The organism is Chitinophaga agri (genome assembly GCF_010093065.1).
Lineage (GTDB): Bacteria > Bacteroidota > Bacteroidia > Chitinophagales > Chitinophagaceae > Chitinophaga > Chitinophaga agri.
Genome location: NZ_CP048113.1, coordinates 4875862 through 4900286, shown reverse-complemented (window position 1 = coordinate 4900286; position 24425 = coordinate 4875862). Strand labels below are relative to the sequence as shown.

Annotated in this window: 13 protein-coding genes; 7 read left to right on the top strand and 6 right to left on the bottom strand. The window is 42.5% G+C overall.

Features of this window, described 5'->3' with window-relative positions; all coding sequences use genetic code 11:
- The first annotated feature begins 14 nt into the window (after positions 1 to 14).
- From GWR21_RS19415 to GWR21_RS19395, 5 genes are read left to right on the top strand one after another with little or no spacing between them, the layout of a single operon-like run.
- The gene (locus GWR21_RS19415) at positions 15 to 1319 is read left to right on the top strand and encodes an SWIM zinc finger family protein (protein ID WP_162333349.1); all 1305 of its coding nucleotides are present in this window, start codon (positions 15 to 17) and stop codon (positions 1317 to 1319) included.
- Between the two features lie 5 nt (positions 1320 to 1324).
- Positions 1325 to 2776, top strand: coding sequence for a DUF5691 domain-containing protein (locus tag GWR21_RS19410; protein ID WP_162333348.1), 1452 nt, complete (start codon positions 1325 to 1327; stop codon positions 2774 to 2776).
- A 38-nt stretch (positions 2777 to 2814) separates the two neighbouring features.
- On the top strand, positions 2815 to 3891 hold the full coding sequence (locus GWR21_RS19405; protein WP_162333347.1) for an ATP-binding protein: 1077 nt from the start codon (positions 2815 to 2817) through the stop codon (positions 3889 to 3891).
- A gap of 9 nt (positions 3892 to 3900) precedes the next feature.
- Positions 3901 to 6147 carry a DUF5682 family protein gene (locus GWR21_RS19400; RefSeq protein WP_162333346.1) on the top strand — a complete coding sequence of 749 codons (2247 nt, stop codon included), beginning with the start codon at positions 3901 to 3903 and terminating at the stop codon, positions 6145 to 6147.
- 7 nt (positions 6148 to 6154) lie between these two features.
- Positions 6155 to 7285, top strand: a complete 1131-nt coding sequence (locus tag GWR21_RS19395; RefSeq protein WP_162333345.1) for a VWA domain-containing protein — start codon at positions 6155 to 6157, stop codon at positions 7283 to 7285.
- Between the two features lies 1 nt (position 7286).
- On the opposite strand, the gene GWR21_RS19390 is transcribed toward GWR21_RS19395, so the two are convergent.
- Positions 7287 to 11969 (bottom strand): DUF3320 domain-containing protein, encoded by a 4683-nt coding sequence (locus GWR21_RS19390; RefSeq protein WP_162333344.1) that lies wholly within the window; start codon positions 11967 to 11969, stop codon positions 7287 to 7289.
- A 117-nt stretch (positions 11970 to 12086) separates the two neighbouring features.
- On the opposite strand from GWR21_RS19390, the gene cls reads away from it, so the two are divergent.
- Positions 12087 to 13565, top strand: a complete 1479-nt coding sequence (cls, locus tag GWR21_RS19385) for a cardiolipin synthase (RefSeq protein ID WP_162333343.1) — start codon at positions 12087 to 12089, stop codon at positions 13563 to 13565.
- A gap of 7 nt (positions 13566 to 13572) precedes the next feature.
- On the opposite strand, the gene GWR21_RS19380 is transcribed toward cls, so the two are convergent.
- From GWR21_RS19380 to ybeY, 4 genes are all read right to left on the bottom strand, one after another.
- Positions 13573 to 13914 carry a hypothetical protein gene (locus GWR21_RS19380; protein WP_162333342.1) on the bottom strand — a complete coding sequence of 114 codons (342 nt, stop codon included), beginning with the start codon at positions 13912 to 13914 and terminating at the stop codon, positions 13573 to 13575.
- A 67-nt stretch (positions 13915 to 13981) separates the two neighbouring features.
- Positions 13982 to 15067 carry a lactonase family protein gene (locus GWR21_RS19375; RefSeq protein WP_238429891.1) on the bottom strand — a complete coding sequence of 362 codons (1086 nt, stop codon included), beginning with the start codon at positions 15065 to 15067 and terminating at the stop codon, positions 13982 to 13984.
- Positions 15068 to 15747: 680 nt separating this feature from the next.
- A complete protein-coding gene (gene mnmG, locus GWR21_RS19370; RefSeq protein ID WP_162333340.1) occupies positions 15748 to 17616 on the bottom strand; it encodes a tRNA uridine-5-carboxymethylaminomethyl(34) synthesis enzyme MnmG in 1869 nt (622 codons plus the stop codon).
- Between the two features lie 2025 nt (positions 17617 to 19641).
- The gene (ybeY, locus tag GWR21_RS19365; RefSeq protein WP_162333339.1) at positions 19642 to 20076 is read right to left on the bottom strand and encodes an rRNA maturation RNase YbeY; all 435 of its coding nucleotides are present in this window, start codon (positions 20074 to 20076) and stop codon (positions 19642 to 19644) included.
- Positions 20077 to 20267: 191 nt separating this feature from the next.
- Here ybeY and GWR21_RS19360 point away from each other — a divergent pair, with 191 nt between their 5' ends.
- A complete protein-coding gene (locus tag GWR21_RS19360; protein WP_012788419.1) occupies positions 20268 to 20507 on the top strand; it encodes a FeoA family protein in 240 nt (79 codons plus the stop codon).
- 2446 nt (positions 20508 to 22953) lie between these two features.
- Here GWR21_RS19360 and nadA read toward each other — a convergent pair.
- Entirely contained in the window at positions 22954 to 23961 is a 1008-nt protein-coding gene (gene nadA / locus GWR21_RS19355) for a quinolinate synthase NadA (RefSeq protein ID WP_238429889.1), read from the bottom strand.
- Between the last annotated feature and the right edge of the window lie 464 nt (positions 23962 to 24425).

Sequence of the window (24425 nt, the reverse complement as noted above, 5' to 3'; positions counted from 1 at the left end):
AAATCTTATATCCATTGCTCCTAACAGAAGAACAGGTGCTATCCTTAGCACCGGACGAACCGTCCAGAAAAGCCGGTAAAGCACTGGCTGTTATGGCTAAATGGGTGAGTAAAGGGGCGAATGAACAAGCCTTATGGGGAGAATGCCTGGGAAGTGGCAGTAAACCATATCAAACCCAGATAGACCGGGCCAGCACCGCTTTTAAATGCAGTTGTCCAAGCCGCAAATTCCCATGTAAACATGGTATCGGACTGATGCTGCTCTATGCCCGGGAAGCAACTATTTTTACTGACAATACGCCTCCGGCATGGGTGAGTGAATGGTTAGAAAAAAGAGCTGAAAATGAAACCAAGAAGCGAGGAAAAGAAGAAAAGCCGGTAGACGAAACAGCCCGCGACAAAAGACAACAGGCACGCCAGCAAAAGGTAGAAGATGGCATCTACGAGCTGTTGCTCTGGATGAAAGACATTGTACGTAATGGTATCCTGTCTCTTCCTGAAAAAGGAACTTCTTACTGGGAAAATATGGCCCGCCGTATGATCGATGCTCAGGCGCCTGGACTGGCAGCTATGGTTCGGGGTCTTTCTGAAATCAACTATTACAGTGAAGGCTGGCAACATTCCTTCATGGAACAGTTACTCCGCATGTACCTTGTCATTCAGGGCTTTAATCAGGGCGACTCCCTTCCTCCCCTGTTACAGCAGGAACTGCGCGCATTAATTGGTTTTACTCAAAGTCAGGAAGCACTGCGTCAGGAAAAAGGAACAAAAGATACCTGGCTGATACTCAATAAACAGATCACTGAAGAAGAAGGGCTTACCACTGAAAAATACTGGCTTTTCGGCCTGAATTGCCTTCAGCCGGCATTGATCCTTCAGTTCTATGCAAGGGGAATGTCCCGTCCACAATTGCTATTGACAGCCGGAATGTCTATTGAAGCAGAACTTGTTTTCTTTCCTTCGGAAATACCTCTCAGGGCATTGATCAAAGAACCAGTTACCAATAATAAACTGCAGGACACCTATGGTATGACCGGCTGGCAGGAATTGACCACAGCTGAAACAGCCCTGGCCGGGAAGATGCCTGTCCGCAGCGAACGACCGTATATTGTACAACAGTTGACCCCTGTTCAGCATAATATGAAATGGTGGCTGAAAGACCGGAATGAAGAAATCATGCCTATCAAAGACGGCTTCCGTAATATCTGGAAATTACTGTCTCTCAGTGGAGGCCATCCATTGGACATGGCTATCCTGGGTAGAGAACAGGAATATGAACCTCTTGGCGTCTGGCATAACGGCGTCTATAAATTGTTATAAGGGACATGTGGAACAATATCATTAATACAGCTCTCCTCGGCACTGGTAAAAGGCAATTATCTGTCGCTGATCTGCCTACTGACCTTGTCACCGTTGCTGAAAAGATCATTGGCGACAAATCATTGGATACAGAGACCCAGTTCCTGCATCTGGCCTCGGTTGTGTTAAGTTACCGGCAAAGTGGCGTCAACGCTGTGAATAACAGTGGCGTACCATTACAGCCGGCTCCCCCTGAGGAAAGACCTTACTGTAATACGGCTGCTATATACGCACTACAGGATGCGCTGGACATGGACCTGTTACCGTTGGTACATTACTGGCTGGAAGCGTGTTCTGACAAAAGACAGATCGTAGTACCGGAATACATTCCCGTGATACTCGATACAGCGGTTTCGCAGAAACGCATCCGCCAGCTGGCAATGGATGTGTGTGGAAAACGAGGTCAATGGCTCAGTAAAATGAATCCCGACTGGCAGTTCCCCGTTGTACACAGCCCTGAAGAACGCTGGCAAACAGGAAGTTCGGAAGATCGTATACAGGTACTGGAAGAAATACGCCGGTCTTATCCTGGCATGGCGAGAGAGTGGTTGCAGCAAACCTGGTCACAGGAAAATACAGCTGCCAAAACTGAATTCCTGAAAGTCATGCGTATAAATATCAGTGAAGATGATCTTTCCTGGCTGGAATCGCTGAAAGAGAAGAACCAGAAGGTGAAAGATGAGATATGGACCTTACTAAAAAATATACCTGGCTCATTTATCGTGCAGTCCTACTGGCAGATACTACAAAAAGCTATCACTCACGGTACTGGTAAAACCCTGCATATATCGCTGCAATTACCGCTGGACAAGATCATTGCCGACTCAGGTATCATCATGATGAGTAATCAGAAGAATATCAGTGATGAAGGCTTTATCCTGTATCAGCTGACGAATAATGTTCCTCCTTCATGGTGGGAAACCCATTTCAATGCTGACAAACAAGAAGTGATCAATATTTTCTCTAATGATGATATCGGCAAACGACTTCTAAAAGCAATGATCATCCCTTCGGGACGCTTCAGGGATGTGGCCTGGGTTCGCCTGCTTACGCAACTGACTGAAGATGCATTTTTTCCTGACGGAATATCTTTATTGTCTCCCGAAGAACAGGAAGAATACCTACTGCGCATGTTACCTGGCGACCCGCAGAGTATCATTCATTTCATGGATAAGATGGACGGAGAATGGAACCTGAAAATTACCCGTGAGGTACTGAAATGGATTGCCCGGAACCCTTATCAATATACCCGGAATTTCTTTGATAAACACATCATGCAGTTGCCGTCAGCCATCGCTGACGAACTGGAGAAACTGGGACCAGAGGAACCTGCATACCAGAACATGTGGAGAAATACCAGTGAGCATATACGAAAACTGCTATCCTGCAAAATGCAGATAACCACCGCATTCACATAAATAAAGATAAAAAAGATCACCTTTTCAAGCATATAAAGATGTCAAACATATTACGTCAACATGCCGAACAACTGTTCCTTGAAGAACTGGAAGAGCTGAAGAAACAGGACAATGAAAAGCGTCCTTATAACTGGGTACTATCACCACAGTCTGTAGTAACTTACCTGCTGGGAGGTACATTGAAAAATGGATTTGAAATACAGCCTAAATATATCGGTAACCGCAGACTGATAGAAATCGCCGTAGCGACGCTTACTACTGACAGAGCCCTGTTGCTGTATGGTTTACCCGGTACGGCAAAAAGCTGGGTAAGTGAGCACCTGGCTGCTGCCATAAGTGGCGATTCCACCCTGATCGTACAGGGAACCGCAGGTACTGGCGAAGAGGCTATCCGCTACGGATGGAACTATGCCCGGTTACTGGCAGAAGGCCCTTCAGAAAAAGCACTGGTAGAAACGCCTGTCATGCGTGCCATGCAGTCAGGCAGAATAGCCAGAATAGAAGAGTTAACCCGTATCAGTGCGGATGTACAGGATACGCTGATCACTATCTTATCAGAAAAGACCCTTCCCGTGCCTGAGTTGAATACCGCTATAATGGCACAAAAAGGCTTCAACATCATCGCCACAGCCAATAATAGGGACAAGGGTGTCAACGACCTTTCAAGCGCCTTAAAACGCCGCTTTAATACGGTTATTCTGCCGGTACCTGACTCCATGGAGGAAGAGATTGATATCGTACGCCGCCGTGTGGAAAGCTATGAAAAGGTCATGGACCTTCCTGCTGAGAAACCAGCACTGGAAGAGATCCGCCGCATCGTGACCATTTTCCGTGAACTCAGGAATGGTGTCACACTGGATGGTAAAACGAAGATTAAGGCTCCTTCCGGTACACTCAGCACAGCTGAAGCGATCTCAGTAGTGAACAATGGCCTGGCAATGGCGGCCTACTTCGGTGATGGTCAGCTGAAAGCAGCCGATCTTGCCGCTGGTATCATCGGTGCTGTCCTCAAAGACCCTGTACAGGATAAACTGGTTTGGCACGAATACCTGGAGACTGTTGTAAAGACAAGAGAAGACTGGAAAGATATTTACCGCGCATGCCGCGACCTATAAACAAGTCATATGTCAATACACATACTAGGCATTCGACACCATGGGCCCGGTTCTGCCAGACATGTGAAGGATTATCTGGAGAAAGTTAAACCCGACATTGTACTGGTAGAAGGACCTCCGGAAGCCGACAATATACTTGAATGGGTAGGCGATGAACAGCTGCGGCCACCTGTTGCGATCCTGGCCTATCAGCCGGATGCTCCACAGAAAGCTGTCTTCTACCCTTTTGCTGAATTCTCTCCCGAATGGCAGGCCATTCTGTATGCGCGCACACACGGTATTCCCGTGCGGTTCATGGACCTTCCTATTGCACATCAGTTTGACCTGAAGGCAGAGAAAGAACAAAAAACTACTGCGGATGAAGCCCCTGCGCTGAATAACAGTCTTGCGCCACATATACCTGATGCCCGTATTATAAGAAGAAATCCTGTGGCCTATCTCGCAGGAGCAGCCGGCTTTGCGGATGAAGAGAAATGGTGGGAACATATGTTTGAATATAGGCAGGACCCACAGGAAGTCTTTATAGCCGTCGCTGAAGGTATGCAGGCTTTGAGACAGGACCTGCAGCTACCCTACGACCGTGAAGAACAACTGCGCGAAGCACATATGCGTAAGACCATTCGTCAGGCTGAAAGAGAGATGTATACTGAGATAGCTGTCATCTGTGGTGCCTGGCATACACCTGCCCTTCTTAATATGGGAAAGGCCAAAGATGATAATGATCTTCTCAAAGGATTACCAAAAGTAAAAGTAGCAACAACCTGGATTCCATGGACCTACAACCGTCTCAGTTATAACAGCGGTTATGGTGCCGGTATCAATTCTCCAGGTTGGTATGAACATAACTGGCGTTACCCCTTTGACGATGGTACCCGTTGGATGTCGAGAGTGGCTAGACTCTTCCGTGAACAGCAGAAAGATATTTCTGTAGCACACGTCATGGAAGCCGTTCGTCTTTCTTCTGCTCTCTCTGCATTAAGAGGCTTGTCAAAAGCTGGTCTCGAGGAACTGAATGAAGCGACCTTAAGCGTGCTGTGTAACGGAGAAGAGATCCTGCTGCAACTGATCAATGATGCACTTATTGTCAGTAATACCATCGGAGAAGTCCCTTCAGATATTCCCCGTCCGCCGCTGCAGACAGATATCGAGAAGCTGCAAAAGAAATTAAGGCTACCTCAAACAGCTGATTATAAAGACTATGTACTCGATCTCCGTAAGGACACAGATCTTGAACGCAGTATCCTGCTACACCGGCTTGAAATGCTGGACATCCAGTGGGGACACCGCTATGGACCTTCTGGTAAAGGTACCTTCAAAGAACAATGGCGCCTGCAATGGAATCCTGACTTTTCTATTGACATCATCGAAAAAGGAAGTTGGGGAAATACAGTAGAAGAAGCCACCTCACAGTATGTACAACACCAGGCCCGCACGGCTACTTCCCTGAAAGAAGTATGTACCTTACTGGAAGCTGCTATTCCTGCAGAACTGCATACTGCTGTGGAAGTACTCGTACAACAGGTCAATAACCTGGCAGCGGCAACAGGTGATGTAATGCAGCTGATGACCGTTATTCCCGGCCTCGTGCAGATAGGCAGATACGGCAACGTCAGAAAAACAGACGCCACACTGGTAGAGAATATCATCTCAGGCATGATCACCCGCATCTGTGTGAGCCTACCTGCTGCCTGTATAGGTATTGCGGACGATGCTGCTGCTGAACTACTGGAACTGGTCTACAATATGAACGATGCGATACTCCTCCTGCAGGATATTGATATGACCACACAATGGCAGCAGACCTTATCAGCTATCGCTGGCAATAACAGTGCAGCACCTGTCATTGGAGGATATGCCACACGACTCCTTGCTGACCACAGACAACTTTCTGGTAGTGAGCTGGTACGTGCTTTCAGTTATGCAATGTCATCCGCCACTCCTCCTGCTATCGCTGCTGCCTGGCTCGAAGGCTTTTTGAAAGGAAGCGGCACGCTATTGCTTGTGGATAACGATCTCTGGACAGTTGTATCCAACTGGATGCATCAACTGGAAGAAGAGGCCTTCAAACAGTTACTTCCGTTACTACGCAGAACTTTCTCCGGTTTTACAAAAGCGGAGAGAAGAAAGCTGGGCGAAAAAGCTAAAGGTGGTAGTGCAGGAACAACAGGTACATTACAGCAGACCATGGAAAATATTGATGCGGAAAGAGCCATGAAAGGCGTTCCCATTGTGCTCCAAATGTTAGGCGTTAAATAATACTGATATGGACGATTTGAATAAATGGCGGCTGGTGCTGGGAGGTAACGAAGCAGATGGCACCGGCTATTCACTCAACGGGCAGGAACTCCAGATGGATAAGACACTGGAAGCACTATACGATAGTGAAAAAAAAGGGGGATTAGGCGCCTCCTCTCCCAACGTGAGCCGCTGGCTGGGAGATATCCGCACTTTCTTTCCCGCTTCTGTCGTACAGATCATGCAACGCGATGCCTTGCAACGTCTGAATATTACACAGATGCTGTTTGAAAAAGAAATGCTGGAGAATGTTGAACCAGATGTACATCTGGTCGCAACCCTGCTTACATTAAAACATGCTATACCAGATAAAACGCGTGATACAGCCAGGCAAGTTGTGAAACGTGTTGTTGATGAACTGGTCAAGAAACTGACGCAACCAACGCAGCAGGCTATAACAGGTAGCCTGCAGAGAAGTGTGCGCAACAGAAGGCCACGTCATAATGAAATCAACTGGCATGCTACCATCCTGAAAAATCTGCAGCATTATCAGCCGGATTATAAAACAGTCATTCCTGAAACCCGTATCGGGTATGGTCGTAAGACAACTTCTCTGAAAGATGTGGTATTATGTCTTGACCAAAGTGGATCAATGGGTACTTCTGTTGTTTACTCAGGGATCTTTGGGTCAGTGATGGCATCTATACCGGCAATTAAAACACGCATGGTTGTATTTGATACCGCAGTTGCCGATCTGACAGAAGAACTGGATGATCCTGTTGACCTGTTATTCGGTGTACAACTGGGTGGAGGTACAGATATCAATGCTGCGCTTACCTATTGCCAACAGGTCATAACACGCCCTGCTGATACTGTACTTGTACTGATCACAGATCTCTTTGAAGGTGGCAATGATGACCCCATGCGGAAACGTGCAGCTGAATTAACAGCAGCAGGTGTACAGGTTATCGTACTACTTGCATTGAACGATGATGGTGCGCCTTCGTATGATCATAGCAACGCACAATTCCTGTCTGACCTCGGTATACCTGTATTTGCGTGTACGCCTGATAAATTTCCCGACCTTATGGCTGCTGCATTAAGCAAACAGGATATCAATAACTGGGCATCCAGAGAGGACTTCGTACTAAAGAAATAAGCTACTTAACTTTTAACCATTCATCGTCCTGGTAGATGATGCCATCTGCCAGGGCTGTTTCTACAGCATCCTCCAGCTCGGCACGCAGGTCTTCTGTTACCCTTGCAAAACCTAACGTCTTTGCAATAACAGGGATAGCCGCTGTTGCCGTAATTGCCACCGCATCTGCTACCACTTTTTCAATCACCACGTTCAATTCCTCCGGTGCTATGTAAGTCATCTTTCGCGATGCAGAAGGAAGATTCGCCCTGCTTCGTACGAATGGTTGCTGCATCTCGGCATCCCACAGGAATTCGTCTTTTACAATAACTGTTTCATTACCTACAGCATCGGCAATTGCGGCCTTCAACACTTCGCGTATCCTGTTACCTACACGCGATACCTCTGCTGCATCCAATATTCTGCGGGTTGCCTCCTCAACATGTACAGGACTTTCTACCCGTACGATCATCTCCAGCCATGATCTTAACTTATCCGCCGGATGCTGGTGCAGGTCCTTGAGTGCAATTTCTTCCGGTAATACCGCCATCTCATATAATGGTATGTCTGTCCCTTCTTCATCTTCCTCTCTGACCATTGTATAATCTTCGGTAGGCACTACTGTCTCCTGCTGATCAACGCCATTTTCTCGTATAGCTTCAATCGCTGAGATCAATCGTTTTAACTCACGCACTGGATGACGGAACCAGTCCGTACTCCACACGGTATAAATATTCCATCCCATATTCTCCAGTACCTGCTGGCGTAACCTATCTCTGTCTTTTGCTGATCTTGCAGAATGATATGCCGCTCCATCACACATTATACCCATAATATACTTGCCAGGATAATCCGGATCTACAACAGCGAGGTCGATGTAAAATCCTTTGCTTCCTAACTGCTTCTTAACATTGTATCCTGCGGCAGTCAGCTGATCTGCTACCAATGTTTCAAAAGGTATGTTAGCAGGAAAAACATCCGTATATACCCGATTCATTGATCCATGTTGCGCGAAGTAAAGGAAGTTTTTCAACGCACGTACACCCTCACTTTCGGTCTTGGTAAGATCAATATCATCCGCTGTCAGATTAGTAAACACTTCACAACATTGTTTCGCACGTGTGATCAAGACATTCAGTCGTTTCTCTCCGCCTTCATTGTTCAGCGGACCAAAAGACAGGCTTACTGTTCCTTCCGGGGTTCTGCCATAGCCTATGCTGATAAAAATCACATCACGTTCATCCCCCTGGACGTTCTCAAGGTTCTTCACAAAGAATGGCTCATGCGGATGCGCTCTGAAGAACATCTCGAGCTCCGGCATCTTCTTTCTCGCCGATTCAAGTGACTGTTGTATCGCCTGCATTTGCGCTGTCGAAAAAGCAACCACTCCCAGACTCATTCCCGGATGTTTGTGCGCATGTTCAATAACAGCCGCAGTAATTGCATCTGCCTCCTGCTGGTTTGTTCTGGTCTTACCACGATCGTATGTAGCTTCCTTCAGATGATGATAAACTAACCCCATCTGATGTGCTGCACCAGGGCTTGGAAATATCACCAGTTTGTTTTCGTAGAACTCGTGATTCGACATAGCGATCAGTGACTCGTGCCGGCTACGATAGTGCCATCGTAACATTCGCTGTGGCGCACCCTGTGCATCACACATCCCGAGAATGCTCGGCATATCCGCTGTTACGTTCTCGTCATCATCTACTTCTTTTAATAATGAGTCAAAGAAGCTACTGGGTGGCAACTGTTTACTATCTCCTACAACTACCAGTTGTTTTCCTCTTAGCAACGCACCTAATGCATCAACAGGCCTTACCTGACTGGCCTCATCAAATATCACCAGATCGAATTGCAATGATCCGGGTGGAAGAAAATTGGCAATAGAAAGTGGACTCATCATAAATACAGGCTTAATCGCCTGTATAGCTAATCCTGCTGCCTGCACCAGTTTACGTATAGGCATATGTCTTGCCTTCTTATTAAACTCTGTACGCAGCACATTTACCTGTCCACCAGCCTCCATTGGTGGAATACCTTCGTAATGTTTCAACGCTGCACGTGCCCTGTTATACTGAAGATTTAACGTATCCAGTTTCACAAACTGCTTTACGGCAGCTTCATGACTGGACCGCTCAAATTTTCTCAATGCGGCATGTGTCATCAATGCTTTTTCCCACAGATATTCATACCATGTTTTCTGCAATGCTCCTTTTAACGCAGTTACTGCTTCCGGCCAATAAGCAACAGCATCCGTCAATGTTTGCAATCCTTCTGTTCTGGCCGTAGCCTCGAGGTTGTTCCAGGAAATAGCATGATGGATTTCCGGCAAACCATTTATCCATGACTGCATCATCACCAGCTGCTCTTCATAGGTGCGCTGTAATAATGGCGTCACATCTCTGAATCTCCGCTGCTCATTCAACGCAAATGAACTGATAATGACATCAATAGCAGCTCCATGTTGTTGCAACACTCTCAATAAAGTATCGTAATATTTTTTCGCTATTTCAACTGGCTCATTCTTCTCCAGATAATCTAGTATTACCACCGTACAAGTACCATAGCTGATCTGCTTATGCACTTCTGTAACATAATTAGTAATAGCTTCCAGCACATCCCAGTTAGACTGTCCCTTCTGCCAGCGTTGCAGGAACAGATCTTTCGCCAGTAACTCCTGCTCCTGCAATTGCTTTTCCAGCCGCCTTGCTTCCAGAATAGCGTCAACACAAGCAAGTTTCTCAGACAACTCATCCGGTACTCCAGCTTTACATAAGGCAGCCAGCTGGCGATTCGTTTTATTATAATCGCCTTTTAAAAACTTATACCACTTATCACCATACGCCAGTAGATGCTGTCTGATCTCAAGCACTTGCTGATCCCATGCTTCAGGAATAAGAATTGCGTCATATACCTGACGTATCTGTCGCAAACGTTTTCCTGTCTGCAATAACTCTTTGATATCCTCTTTCTGTTGCAACCACGCCGGATGCCTTAAGTTCACTCCTGTTATATCAGGACGTATGGATGCCAGTTGTACAAAGAAAGAAAGATCCATACTATACTTTCTGCTAAGCGGCATAGACAATCCCACCTGTCCTGCAATCACGGCACTTTCATGTTGCAGCGATGTGATTGTATCGAATGCCTTTTGCAACAAAGGCGTTAATCTATCCTGTTCTGGAGGCGTTAATACGGTTAAGCTAACTCCCCAGAACAATAAAGAAGAAGGCATTCCTGTTTCTTTCAGTCTATGCTCTATTCTTGCCGACATAGCTTCTGCACGTTTCATGTTCAGTGCATTCCATTTATCCATATCAGGTAAAGGAATTCTTGGCAATGTAGTATCAGGAAACTGCTCTTTTAACTGCAGCAGATATCCCATCAATTGCTGCGGCGTAATACCACTTTCACCAACAGGTGTATTAACAGCAATACTATAATCATTCAGCTCCTGACGATAGTCATTCAGTAGTGTAACTTCCTGTTGCAACTGAAGAATAGCCGGCTTACGTAGCTCCAGCGTCTTTCTTAATTCCTGGTGTAATTCTTTTTTATTGGCTTTATGGCTATGCAGTTCAAGACAGGCATCGCCTAGCTGTATACTGTCAAGCCTACGTTTTACCACCTCAAGAGCAGCCATCTTTTCTGCCACGAACAATACCTTCTTTCCTTCACCAATTGCATTGGCGATAAGATTGGTAATTGTCTGCGATTTACCTGTACCAGGAGGCCCCTGTATCACAAGGTTACGACCTTCCTGTACCGCCAGCATAGCTAGCAATTGTGAGCCATCCGCATCAACTACCTGGTGTAATTCATGTGCATTCGTGTCTGTATCAATGAATGCGTCTTCCGGAACAACAGGCGCACCATCACTGAATCCATCTCCGAACAAACTCTGTAATATCGGATGATCCGCAGGCTGTTCATCAGCAGGCCATCCATCACTATCCAGGTCATGATACAACATCAGTTTACCAAATGAAAAGAAGCCCAGTTCTGCAGTATCTGTGATCACGTCCCATCCCTGCATACCATTAATAGTATCTGCGACCTGTTGTATATATTCATTAACAGCTATGTCATCTCCTTCTGGTATATCAGGAAGTATAATTCCATATTCAGCCTTGATCTTAGTCTGTAAGCTAAGATTCATTTCAACATCACTACCGGTATAGCGCAAACGAAACCTTTCTCTTGCACTTGATCGTTCAAGAGATACAGGTATTAAAATAAGCGGCGCATAACGAGCCTCTTTACCATTATCTTTTTCATACCATTTTAACATACCCAATGTAAGGAACAGGATATTAACACCTTGTTCTTCAAGACTGGTACGTGCAGCATAGTATGTATTAAGTAATCTGTTCTGTAAAGCGGTAGCTGTTTCTGCTGTCTGTAACCGGGTATCATATACTACTTCTTCCACTTCAGGCAATACTACAGGTTCAACAGGTACAATTTCGGGTATTGTCTCCTGTTCTGCTACGGCTTTCTTTTCCTTCACATCCGCTTTCGGTAGGAAAGTCATCGCCTTTCCCTGTTTCACCAGTACTTCGTAAATACTGCTGACGGTCTCCTGTTCGATATGTACTCCGCGACTTACGGGTAAACGATAATTTAGCAAGGGGTTACGTAGTCCCAGGTCCAACAATTCCCTGCGGGATGCTTCCAGTTTAATAAGGATTGATTCCTTCATGTACAGTTCGTTGTAAGAGCAAAAAAAAAGATAATTTATGTTAAGAACGATTATTGACGATAATTTATTCTAATAATATTACTATTACCTTTATTTACATAACTATCAAGCATTACCGTGTATCAGATATTATATTTTCTCTGGGGCACAAACTGGCATATCGCATTGAAAATTATAGGCTATGTGCTAATCTCTCTTTCCTTTCTGGGTATTGTAGGTACCATTCTGCTGGAGAACCGCAATCCTGTGAAGGCGATGTCATATATCATGCTGCTTGTTTTTGTTCCCATACTGGGTTTAGTAGTCTACTACTACCTGGGAAGAGATCTCCGCAAGAAGCGCCGGTTTACGCTCAAAGGCAGCAAGGATGAAACCCTGATGCTGCGATATTGGGAGTCACAAAGAATGGAGATTGATCAAATGCAGCTCCAGTTAAGGAAAGAAGTAGCTAGTAAACAGGAGATCTCAGCTATGCTGCTGAATACCAGGCACTCTGTACTCTCCTGTGATAATCGCGTACAACTATTACTAAATGGAGAAGAAAAGTACCCCACCGTAATAAACGCACTAAAAGCCGCGAAGCATCATATACATATTGAATACTACATTTTTGCTGCTGATGATGTGGGCAATGCAATAACTGAAGTACTGATAGAAAAACTGAAGGAAGGCGTTGAAGTAAGATTTATTTATGATGATCTGGGTAGCGATAATATAGATGATATTCCAGACCTGTTAGAGGAAAACGGCGCAGAAGTCTATTCTTTTTCTCCAGTGCTGGTCAATTTTTATCTCAACGCCAACTACCGCGATCACAGAAAAATTATCATCATTGATGGCGAGGTTGGATTTACCGGTGGAATTAATATTGATGACCGTTATCTTAATAATGGAAAGCATCCTGTATTCTGGAGAGATACACATGTTAAACTGGAAGGAGATGTTGTAAATCTTCTGCAGCTACAGTTCCTGATGAGTTACCGTTATTGCAGCAAACAAACCTTTCCGTTTAGTCCTCCTTATTTTCATCGTTCTGAGTTACGGGAGAAGTGTTTTGCTGATATTGTAGCCAGCGGGCCTGATTCAGAATTTCCAATGGCCATGCAAACAATTCTGATGGCCATCAATAATGCCAGACGTTCCATTCGCATCAGCAATCCATACTTTATTCCCAATGAACAGATATTAACTGCATTACAAATGGCTGCACTATCAGGAAAGACAGTGCAGCTCATTTTACCTCATCGAGGAGATTCCTTTTTTGTACAACATGCAGCACAATCCTACATCAAATCAATGCTTGATGCAGGTGTGAAAGTGTATTTTTATCAGAAAGGTTTTATACATGCAAAGTCAATCGCAATAGATGATAATCTTGCAATTGTCGGTTCTGTAAACCTTGATTACAGGAGTTTTTATCTGAATAGCGAAATTGCTGTAGTCGTTTATGACAAACCATTTGTGCATAAGCTGAATGCAGCATTTGAACAGGACTTACAGGATGCGGTTCACATCGATCGCCGATCATGGAGGAACCGTTCTGTGTGGGAAAAGTTTATTGATGCAGTATGCAGATTACTAACTCCTTTATTGTAATATATGATCAGGCCTGGTCATTATCTTCCTCCAGGTCTTCATGCCTGTCACCACCTAAGCTATAGTAATTATTTTCTTCATCTTCCTCTCCTATCAGTTCATTACTATCGTCAAGGTCTGCGCCAGGAACATCGAGTCCTTCATCCATTTCAGCTGGATCAACAAATTCTTCTCTCGCGAGTTCATTATTTAAACGTGAAGATCTTGTTACCTTTTCTACATCGAGATCTTCCTGTTCACCTCTGTAAGTGATATCTTCATTTGCAGGATAAGCAGGATAGCCCGGAAATTTTTCATCTTCTTTGAGTTCGGATTTCTTATCTGTTGGTTTCGTCACTTTCTTTTTCATGATCTTTGGTTTTTAATATTTATGAAAAAGTTATGCCAATCAGATACCAGTATTTCATCAGCAAAAGTTAATTCGTTCCGATCATTTTCAGGCAAACAGGCTTGGGTACTTTGATTTCCTGACCAGTTGATGTTAATAACCCCGTCAGTTTATTTCTTTTGAATACAACCACATTATCTGTATTCTGATTGGCAACCAGTAAGAAGTTTCCATCAGGATCGATCATAAAGTTGCGCGGTGCTTTTCCACCAGTAGGTTGTTCACCTTTTTTTACAAGCTGACCATTTTTACGATCGATACTGTAGATAACAATATTATTCAATTTCTCTCTGTTGGAGGCATATAAAAATTTACCATCCGGAGAGATGTGAATGTCAGCACCAGAGACAGGACCTTTGTACCCTGCGGGCAACATAGATATTGTCTGAAATGGAACAAGCTTTTTATTAACGTAATTGAACGCTGTTACTTTTCCATCCAGTTCATGAATAATGTATGCCCATTTTCCGTTAGGATGGAAAGTAAGATGTCGCGGACCAGCACCTGGTGCTAATGCAGCATAGCCCGTATCTGCAGGTACAAGTGGCAAGACATCTCCCTGTTTATAATTGTAGATGACTACCTGATCTATGCCCAGATCCGATACGTACAATGTATTTTTATCTGGACCAAAGACCACACAATGCACGTGCGGCTTTTCCTGTCTTTCTTTATTAGGCCCTCTGCCGGTATGCTCAATTGTTTGCACAGGAGCATCAATTTTACCATCTTCGCGAACAGGCAATACCGACAGACTACCACCACTATAATTTCCCACGATCACATATTTTCCATCTGCATCAGTCGTAATATAGCAAGGCGCTGCACCACCGGATATCTGTTTATTTAAAAAAGTTAGATTACCACTCACTGTATCCCATGCAAAGGCACTGACACCTCCTTCATCATTTTCATTGACAGTATACACATGTTGATGATCCGGCGCAATAACGAGATAAGAAGGATTATTCACATCTTTTGCCGTGCTGACGAAACGTAGCTTACCGGTAGTCGTATTAAATGCATAGACATTGATACCTTCCTCTGCACTTTTTGTATAAGTGCCTACCAGTAAAAAATTTTCTTTTGTCGTATCGGTTTGTGCTGACAACATAGTAGTAGTTAATAACGCAGTGCAAGTAAGTAAGGTATTGAGCATATACTGTGCCTTTTTATGTAAAAACAAGTTACTAATTCCATAATAAAGTAGAAAACGCATTTTAAGCCTGAATTAGAACAATTATCCTGTTTTGGAACATTACCCTTACTCATCTACTGATCGTCGAATTATGAAGAGATAATAGAGCCGCTATTTTAACGCTTGTAAAAGATCAAATGATTGAAAATCAATATTTTAATATTTTAAAGAAAATCCCAGTCCGAAGAAGCGGTCCGGGAGCTATATACTTCTAATTTAACCTTAACTTTTATCTTAAAGACGGTAATGACTATGTTAATATATTATACACGGCATGTGTGTGCTGTGTACAATTGTAACAGTAATCACGAAATATTACGTTGCGTAAAATTGATCTGTAAATTTTCAGAAAATCGGATGATGAATAAATTCATAGAACACTAATTAAGATATTAGTGGCAAGAGCTATAAATAAATTTCAGCCTGCTTCGTTAGAATTTTTTGCTGGATGAAATAAATGCTGGTCGAGTCATAGGTTCAGTCGTTTACATCTACTCAGGGTTAACGTGATTTCTGGTATCAAACGAATATAAACAAAAAAAATACATGCTCATAACAAGCATGTATTTTTATTTTCTCTTTGAGTATTATTGCTGTTATCTCCCCATGTATACCATCAGTATCTGTACATCGCTTGGATTTACACCACTGATCCTGCTTGCCTGACCAAGGGTACGTGGGCGGATCTTGTTAAATTTTTGTCTGGCTTCTGCACTCAGTGATACCAGTTTGGTATAATCAAAACCATCAGGTATCAGCAGGTCTTCCATCTGACTCATTCTCTTCACCAGGTCATTTTCCTTTTCAATATATACCTCATACTTGATCTGGATCTCTGCTTGTTCCAGTACTTCGTCTGAAAACTCAGCCAGTGCTTTCCCGATTTTTGTTACGTTGCGTTTCATGGAGAAGATATCCATAGAAGGACGCAGGAGGATCTGGTAAGCGCGCATACGCTGTGGTAATGCCGAGGTATTTTTCTCAGCCAGCAGGTGGTTAATATCTTCCGGATCAATTGGCAGTTCTTTCAGAATCGCTTTGATCTTTTCTACACCTTCTTTCTTAATAATCACTTTGTCGAGCCTGTTTTGTCGGGCGAGTCCCATTTGGAAACTAGTCTCTGTAAGCCGCAGGTCGGCGTTATCCTGTCTCAGCAATGTTCTGAATTCAGCTCTTGATGTGAACATTCTATATGGCTCATCGGTACCTTTATTAATAAGATCATCTATCAGTACGCCGATATAGGCTTCACTCCTTTTCAATACAAATGGCGCCTGACCGTTTGCTTTCAGGTGTGCATTGATGCCTGCCATCAGACCCTGACATGCGGCCTCCTCATATCCAGTAGTACCATTTATTTGCCCGGCGAAAAACAGGTGCTGGATCTGTTTAGTTTCCAGAGAAAATTGTAATTGGGTTGGTGGAAAATAATCATATTCAATAGCATATCCCGGACGGAACATTTTCACATTCTCAAACCCAGGTACCAACTGCAGTGCTTTATACTGTACATCTTCCGGCAAGGATGTGGAGAATCCATTCACATAAATTTCAACCGTGTTCCAACCTTCAGGTTCTACAAATAACTGGTGTCTGTCCCTTTCGGCGAAACGGTTGATCTTATCTTCGATACTTGGACAATACCGTGGTCCGACCCCCTGAATCCTGCCCTGAAACATAGGAGACCTGTCGAAACCTGTCTTCAGCATTTCATGTACTTTGTCACTTGTATAAGTGACGTGGCAACTTCTTTGTTGCTCAGGTTTAATCTTTTCAACATCCAGGTAAGAAAAACCGGTGATTACATCGTCACCCGGTTGTTCCTCCATTTTGGAATAATCTAGACTTCTGGCATCAATTCTTGGCGGGGTACCTGTTTTTAATCTGTCGCTTTCGAAGCCAAGCGTCACTAATTGTTCTGTGATGCCTGTGGCTGCTTTTTCAGCAACGCGTCCTCCACCAAATTGTTTGTCGCCAATATGCATCACTCCATTTAGGAATGTACCATTTGTCAGTACAACTGATTTAGCTTTTATTTCGTGTCCCATTCCAGTGACTACGCCATAACATCTGCCATCTTTCACCAGTAGTCCTTTCACCATGTCCTGGTAGAAGTCAACGTTAGGTGTCTGTTCCAATGCTTCTCTCCACTTCGCCGCGAACAACATTCTGTCATTCTGGGTTCTGGGACTCCACATCGCCGGTCCTTTGGAACGGTTCAGCATCCGGAACTGTATCATAGATTGATCCGTCACAATTCCTGAGTATCCTCCTAATGCATCAATCTCTCTAACTATCTGTCCTTTAGCGATACCTCCCATTGCCGGGTTACAACTCATCTGAGCGATGGTTTGCATGTTCATGGTGATCAACAGTACTTTTGATCCCATGTTTGCAGCAGCTGCCGCCGCTTCGCAACCGGCATGTCCGGCGCCTACCACAATTACATCGTATGATGGAAACATAATTTTGTTTAAATAGAACTGCAAAAGTACATAGAAGGGAGGATATATGATGTTCCACGTGGAACATTGACTTTTTCCTTACTAAAGGGGGCTAAGGTATATTTAAAAATACGAGCCTAACAAGTTTAAGGAATTTTGCCTGACTCTTTATCTAAAAAAAACCTGTTTATAACCTGATATATTTGGGTTCGATAGTCTGATTTTATGGGCGTAAATATTTCGGCTCTCAAATGTTATTGTCGATAAAAAAGTGATTTTTCCTTGAAACAATATTGGAGTAACCTCCTATATCGAAATGTAAGTCTATGTTATTATGTCGTGGAAGGATCGGTTCACATCATTTAATAGGCAGCGTTTCAGATATGCGCTGAGAAGTATCACCCTGGCTGTTCGCCTTCAGCCGCTTTTGCTATACCGTCATTTGCATACCGCTTGGCCGTCGCTAGTTCGTCGCTTGTTCGTCGCTTGTATACCCAGACTTCGAAAAGTACCTCATAAGGATATTCGGGTCGTATCCGTTCCTGAAGGAGATGTATTGAGCCCGGTCGATCACAATCGAGTTGGGACTATCTTCTTCTCTCAAGGCATTGGGTGCTATGTAACGCAAAAGCGCCAGAGCCGCATCAAAACGCTGATAAAATGTTTGGCAAGACCGACGACGGAATAATTAGAAGAGGATATAGTTCGTACTAGATTAAATGCCAGAAAAACTAATCAGGCTACGTTCCTGAATCTGACTTGACGAGACAAGTTTAAAAGATTTAGCTATTGGATGGAGGTATATGACAGGGGAAACTTACTTCTTACATTCTCTTCGATTATCTCAAATTGAATCAACATTTCAGGATCTCACATTATTAACGCACTCTTATAATAGCAAGTTTCCAAATCTAAATTGGAGAGTTAAGATAGTTCCTCAAGCAGTCAGGCAAAGCGTCAGTTCCCATGACACCTGGGCAAATAATATGGCGAGGTGCCTACAACGGGTTAATGGCGGATCTTTGCCTAGTTTTGCTATGATATTTATTATCCTATGTCTATCCCCCGTTTAAAAACAGAAAATGAGCGTAAGATAGCAATTATCAGCACAGGATCCGGATGACACCAGTTGAGAGCAATACGTAAATATTAGAAGACATATGTCTTCTTTTCGATGTCAATCGTTGAAAAGAAGTTCACCTTCTTCGACAATCTTGTCCCTATAATGCTATACCTTCTGGTAAGTGCATAGCTAAATAACATTGTAAGGGGCCGACGGAAATATTTATTATGCAGGTATAAGCATTTATAATTTTCAGATACTATAGGGGTACTGGACAGTTAAACTTCGATCAATTACAAAAGAAATAGCTATCCAAAATAATACACCAGGAGATAGATCAGAACTTCTAACTATTATTAGTCGCTAACATTGCCAACCTTTATTCAAGTTTAAAGACAAAAAAAAGGAACAGTATTGTTCAGGATAAATGCATGTGTGGGATAAATTATCAATCGAAAAGAATCAATGATCTAAACACTCGACCCATGATAAAAAAACGATCATTACTGCAAGTTTAGTCTGTTATAAAGGGCGTTCACCCTATCCAGATTACTGCCCCCGGCAGAGGTTAATATCTCTCCTACACAGACCAGGTTCAACATAAGGGCTTAAGAAAGGGAATATAGTCATACCAGTCTAAAAAAAGTTCACCCTATTACTAAAGATGCAGTATTATAAAACGCTATTCCTACAACAAACAGTTCTAATTAGACAAATTAGAAATAATTCTTCCTTGAACCTCGTCTACTGAATCACAATAAAACTTGCTTCATTTATCCATAAAAACAAAGTTCGACAATATACTTAACCAGCGGACTGCAAGCAAGCTGCCAGCTCTCTTTAAATATTGACTCACTGGAATTGAAAAATTTATTGATAGGTGCAAAGGTTTTTTTGATCGGACTAGGTTATCAACTTCAAGTCCCATAAACGTAAAAACCGGATCAGGCGATCCGGTTTTTACAAATGTTCCACGTGGAACATTATGATATTTTTATGCCAAAATACATTTCAATTGCTTCATTTTCCTTCGCCCTCATGTTGGCAGATTGCTCTTTTGTCTTGTCTTTGTAACCACAGAGATGTAGGGCGCCATGGAAAATTACGCGATGCAATTCTTGCTCTTCAGTTACCTTAAACTTTTCCGCGTTGTCCCTAACTCTATCAATACTGATATAGATTTCTCCTTCAGTGATATTCGGATCCTCTCCTAATTCAAAAGTAACAATGTCAGTTAAGGTATCATGCTGCAGAAATTCCTGGTTGATTTCGAGTAGATACTCATCACTACAAAAAACATACTGAAGATTTTTAAGCCCCTGTCCTTCTCTGGTAAATAACTCCTTTATAAAAGCTTTGAGCTTTGTTCTGTTCTTCAGATTAACCTTTACCTCATTAGCAGTAAAATTGATCGCCATACCTCGAAACTATGTTTATGTAAGTGATTGAGAATGTAAAAATATGGTGAAATTTCGGATTACAGCTAGACTGTCTTTGTTCGATTGGGAGGCAGCCAGTACCTTTGCTCCATTACTTAGTATAAAGGTGCAATTTATCACCCGACTAAGATTGAGAATTTCTTCAGGCATTAAAGATTAAAATACAACGGATGAAAAAAGGAGTGATTAAGTTGTCTTCACTTGCTATTGGAAAAAGTGCCGTGATCACATCTTTCGAAAAAGATGATTTGCACCTTAAGTTAATGGAAATGGGTTGTGTACCTGGTGAGACAGTGAAAGTGGAGAAGATCGCCCCTCTTGGAGATCCTATCTCAATTATGGTAGCTGGATATAATCTATCCCTCCGAAAAACAGAAGCAGACTATATATGGGTAGAAGAATTGGTCTGATTAAAGAATGTGAATGACCTGGTCTTCGTTTTAATAGGAAACAATACCAGGTCATTCGTGTTTAACCGCTAATATTATTTTGCTACAATATCCTTTCTATTCCCCCTCCATTATCTGAATCTACTTCAACACGATACTCCCCTCGCCCAATATCGCAAGAAAAGGAAGAACGTCTTTGCTGAAATAAACATGACCTGACTATATAAGGCAGCCAATCCACTGTAGTTTCTAAAAACACCTGCCTTTAGCAATAGTTATCATTACCTAGCTATCTACTATATGTTTACAGTTCAACAACGCAGAGAAGGAGAGCCTGCCTTAAAAAACATCATATAGATTGATAACATTCCATCTCTGCTTTCATTGGAGCAGAACTAAACGGGGTCGAAGTGTATACTTTTCCCTGCCACCATTGACATTGTCACTACTCACCCAAATGTCTGCATGCCGAAACACTATTGAATAGCTGCTTGGTATGCAAGCTAGCCATGTTATTGTGAATAAATTGAAGTTTTCCAACCATATTGGAAAGAACATTAGACTACAATGAGAAAGTCTGTAAAAATATGGAGAAGTCCTGGATTAAGTGCTGATTTGTGGATAACTGTCTAGTTATCATATGCTCTAAAGCTAAATTGGCAAAAAAAATAAGAAAAAGGGCATATTACCCCTGAAAATGCTAAAAAAGCAGGATGGACAATGAACTGGCATAATAAAGATTATAAATTCACATGAGCTCCTCTTAAATCAATTAGTTGTTAATATCTCCTATCAGAAAGAAAAAAAATCAGGTCGCAAATCCACATAAGAGCGCCAGAAAACAGAAATAAAAAGATAAATAACAAAAACCTCGCGATATCCTCCCCTGTTATTCACATTTCAAAGGTGCAATAAATATATTTCTTCATTTAACCTATTTATAGTCTAGGTTCCTAAAACTTTTCCACAATGTCATTGTAAAAAGGCATGAAATTCAATGAAAAACTCCGTCTACTCCGCATAACAAAGCAACATCGGGGGAAAATAACCTGAAGTAACTCACATATTCACATTTTCTGGGGAGAACGGCGCGTCGACAAAAGAAATTAGAAAAAATGAAAAAAATTCTTCAAAAATGTGGATATCACATGTATAATCGGCTCTTGCTTAACAAACGGCCAGAAACATATCGCATTTATTAGTACCCCTTCAAAATTCTTTCGCTATTGCAAAGCTCCAGAAATAAGTAACATGTAGTTGACTCCAATTACCTTCACTCGTACCTACCTACAGCATTTTTGCATTATCCCAAACATAGCGGTTAGCGAAGGTGTCGAGAATTAATCCATCTATACACCGCTCCGTCCTGATATTTTTATCGCAATTAGAAAGCTCTTACCGACGAAAGCCTCACATTTTTGATCGAGAAAGAATAGCTGTGGTATCCCACAGCTACATATCATCAATCAATTCACAAGTCCTTCATGAAAGCCTGAGAATTTGATACATCTAACTATTCTCCAGACGGCTGACTTTCACCTTATTTACAGGCCATTAAAAAATAAAGGCCTGTCATTTTCGATCAGACAAAAAAACCTGTAGGTATACACAGGAATAAATTATTACCTCACACACAAGCGCTTCGTGAAAGCGCTGAGAATAAAGTGATCTTCAGAATATCCCAGGCAACCAAATCCCATCACAACTAAAAGGCCTTTAAAATTTAAACGCGCATAATCGTTATTAAATAAAAAGACCTGTGGGTGTCCACAGGTAAAAAAATTCATTTCAAGCATAACGCTTTCATGAACAGGCTGAGGTTTAAATAGCCCCATATATTATCCACATTTAAAACACCATCGCCTCTATAACGTGTTCAAAAAGGAAGGCGATTTCCGTTCAATAAATTAAACATTCTCGTAGGTACCCACACGATATCCACACGTAGTTCACCTAAAAAACATTCAAAATAAACGGCTTATAGTTTATTACACAATCCCAATTCACACAATGTGAATTTCGTTGCATCCATAAGGCCTTCAAAAACGAAAGCCCCATAATCATGTTGAAAACTAAATTCCCGTAGTCCCCTACAGCATATCAAACTTCAACAAAACTATGAGGCCTTCACATAAAGCCGTCAGGATACACTTATCCGGATGATTATCTTATGAGGGGAAGTTATTACAGCTATAAGGCCTTCGTAAATAAGCATCCTGAGAATTGCCTGTACGAAAAATCCCCGTACCCCCCCACGTGATTTTTAAAAATATTTCATCTACAGACAGTTAGAAAAACCAACGCATTAGTACAAATTAGCCTGTATAAGCCTACGAAACGAAGCGGTTTAAGCTACTGATCAGGCCTTTATAGGCATAAAAAAGGCCCGATTAGCACGCTAACCAGGCCTTTTTATGATAAATTATTCTGAAACTAAGTTATAATTTATTGTTTTTCAAACATTTAACTATAATCCATACTGAGCACTGATCTCTAACATACGCTCAATCGGTTTTTTAGCAGCGATCCGCAATTGTTCGTTCATAGTAATCTCTGGTTGTTCGAACTCCATACACAAATACAACTTTTCAAGTGTGTTCAATTTCATGTGTGGACAGTCGTTGCAGGCGCATGCATTATTGGGAGGAGCCGGAATGAAAGTTTTCGAAGGATTTTCTTTTTGCATCTGGTGTAAAATTCCGGTTTCGGTCACCACAATGTATTCCTTCGCGTCGTCCTTTTTCGAAAAATTCAACAGCGCAGTTGTCGATCCGATGTAATCGGCAATATCGAGAATAGCCGCTTCACATTCTGGATGCGCTATCACCTTGGCTTTCGGATGACGGATCTTCAGTTTTGTTATTTTTTCAAGGGAAAATATCTCATGCACCATGCATGCTCCGTTCCATAGTAACATTTCCCTACCCGTTTTTTTGGCCAAATAACCGCCTAAATTCCTGTCGGGGGCAAAAATGATCGGCTGGTCCTTTGGAACGCTCTCAATGATCTTTTCGGCATTAGAGGACGTGCAAATGATATCGCTGAGGGCCTTGATACCCGCAGAACAGTTTATGTAGGAAATAACGAGGTGGTCGGGGTGCTTCTCCTTGAACTTTCTGAAAAGCTCGGGAGGAGCGCTGTCGGCTAGGGAACAACCCGCTTTGAGATCAGGAAGCAATACCTTCTTCTGCGGACTCAAAATCTTTGCTGTCTCAGCCATAAAATGCACACCGGCAAAAACAATAATGTCAGCATCGGTTTTTGCAGCCTGCTGACTTAAGCCCAAACTATCTCCGATGTAGTCGGCTACATCCTGAATATCTGGTTCCTGGTAATAATGCGCCAGGACGATCGCATTTTTTTCTTTCTTTAATCTTTCGATTTCTGCAAAAAGGTCCAGACGCACATCAACCGGCAAATCGAGGTACCCTTTTTTTTGAAGTTCGCTTTTAGCAATTTCCAGCTCCCTCATCATAATTATATATCTAGTTATTTTTTAAAAAAGAAAAACCCACTACTATTAGGGCTGTGAATATGTGAAAACAAATTTTGACCGCTGTGTACAAATGTAGTTGTTATTCCTTTTAACACGGCTATCCACAGCAAATTAACAGTCGAGATTGGCCATAGCACTGGAAAACCCTATTTTAATCCACACCCGTGGATATCGTTTCCCGTGAATAATTTTTTAATGGACCCTGTATTAAGAAAATGTTAATAGTGAGGTAAAACTCGGCGGAGAAATCCACTTTTTCCATCCGGACCAGTTTCTTTTGAAATAACAAAATTAGTTTTCAGGTACCCGAAGTAGAGTTTTTAAGAAGATATTGAACAACTTTTGCCAGTTTTTTAACAGCCGATGTGGATAAACTACAACTAAAAAGTTATCACAGGTTGAATTTGCTTTTTTAGCTTTACATGAATCTTTTTCACAATTTT

What these genes read in the sequence shown, in the direction of transcription:
- GWR21_RS19410 (WP_162333348.1), top strand. Translation starts at nt 1,325, where the DNA reads ATGTGGAACAATATCATTAATACAGCTCTCCTCGGCACTGGTAAAAGG.
- GWR21_RS19405 (WP_162333347.1), top strand. Translation starts at nt 2,815, where the DNA reads ATGTCAAACATATTACGTCAACATGCCGAACAACTGTTCCTTGAAGAA.
- GWR21_RS19400 (WP_162333346.1), top strand. Translation starts at nt 3,901, where the DNA reads ATGTCAATACACATACTAGGCATTCGACACCATGGGCCCGGTTCTGCC.
- GWR21_RS19395 (WP_162333345.1), top strand. Translation starts at nt 6,155, where the DNA reads ATGGACGATTTGAATAAATGGCGGCTGGTGCTGGGAGGTAACGAAGCA.
- GWR21_RS19390 (WP_162333344.1), bottom strand. Translation starts at nt 11,969, where the DNA reads ATGAAGGAATCAATCCTTATTAAACTGGAAGCATCCCGCAGGGAATTG.
- GWR21_RS19380 (WP_162333342.1), bottom strand. Translation starts at nt 13,914, where the DNA reads ATGAAAAAGAAAGTGACGAAACCAACAGATAAGAAATCCGAACTCAAA.
- GWR21_RS19375 (WP_238429891.1), bottom strand. Translation starts at nt 15,067, where the DNA reads ATGTTGTCAGCACAAACCGATACGACAAAAGAAAATTTTTTACTGGTA.
- mnmG (WP_162333340.1), bottom strand. Translation starts at nt 17,616, where the DNA reads ATGTTTCCATCATACGATGTAATTGTGGTAGGCGCCGGACATGCCGGT.
- ybeY (WP_162333339.1), bottom strand. Translation starts at nt 20,076, where the DNA reads ATGGCGATCAATTTTACTGCTAATGAGGTAAAGGTTAATCTGAAGAAC.
- GWR21_RS19360 (WP_012788419.1), top strand. Translation starts at nt 20,268, where the DNA reads ATGAAAAAAGGAGTGATTAAGTTGTCTTCACTTGCTATTGGAAAAAGT.
- nadA (WP_238429889.1), bottom strand. Translation starts at nt 23,961, where the DNA reads ATGATGAGGGAGCTGGAAATTGCTAAAAGCGAACTTCAAAAAAAAGGG.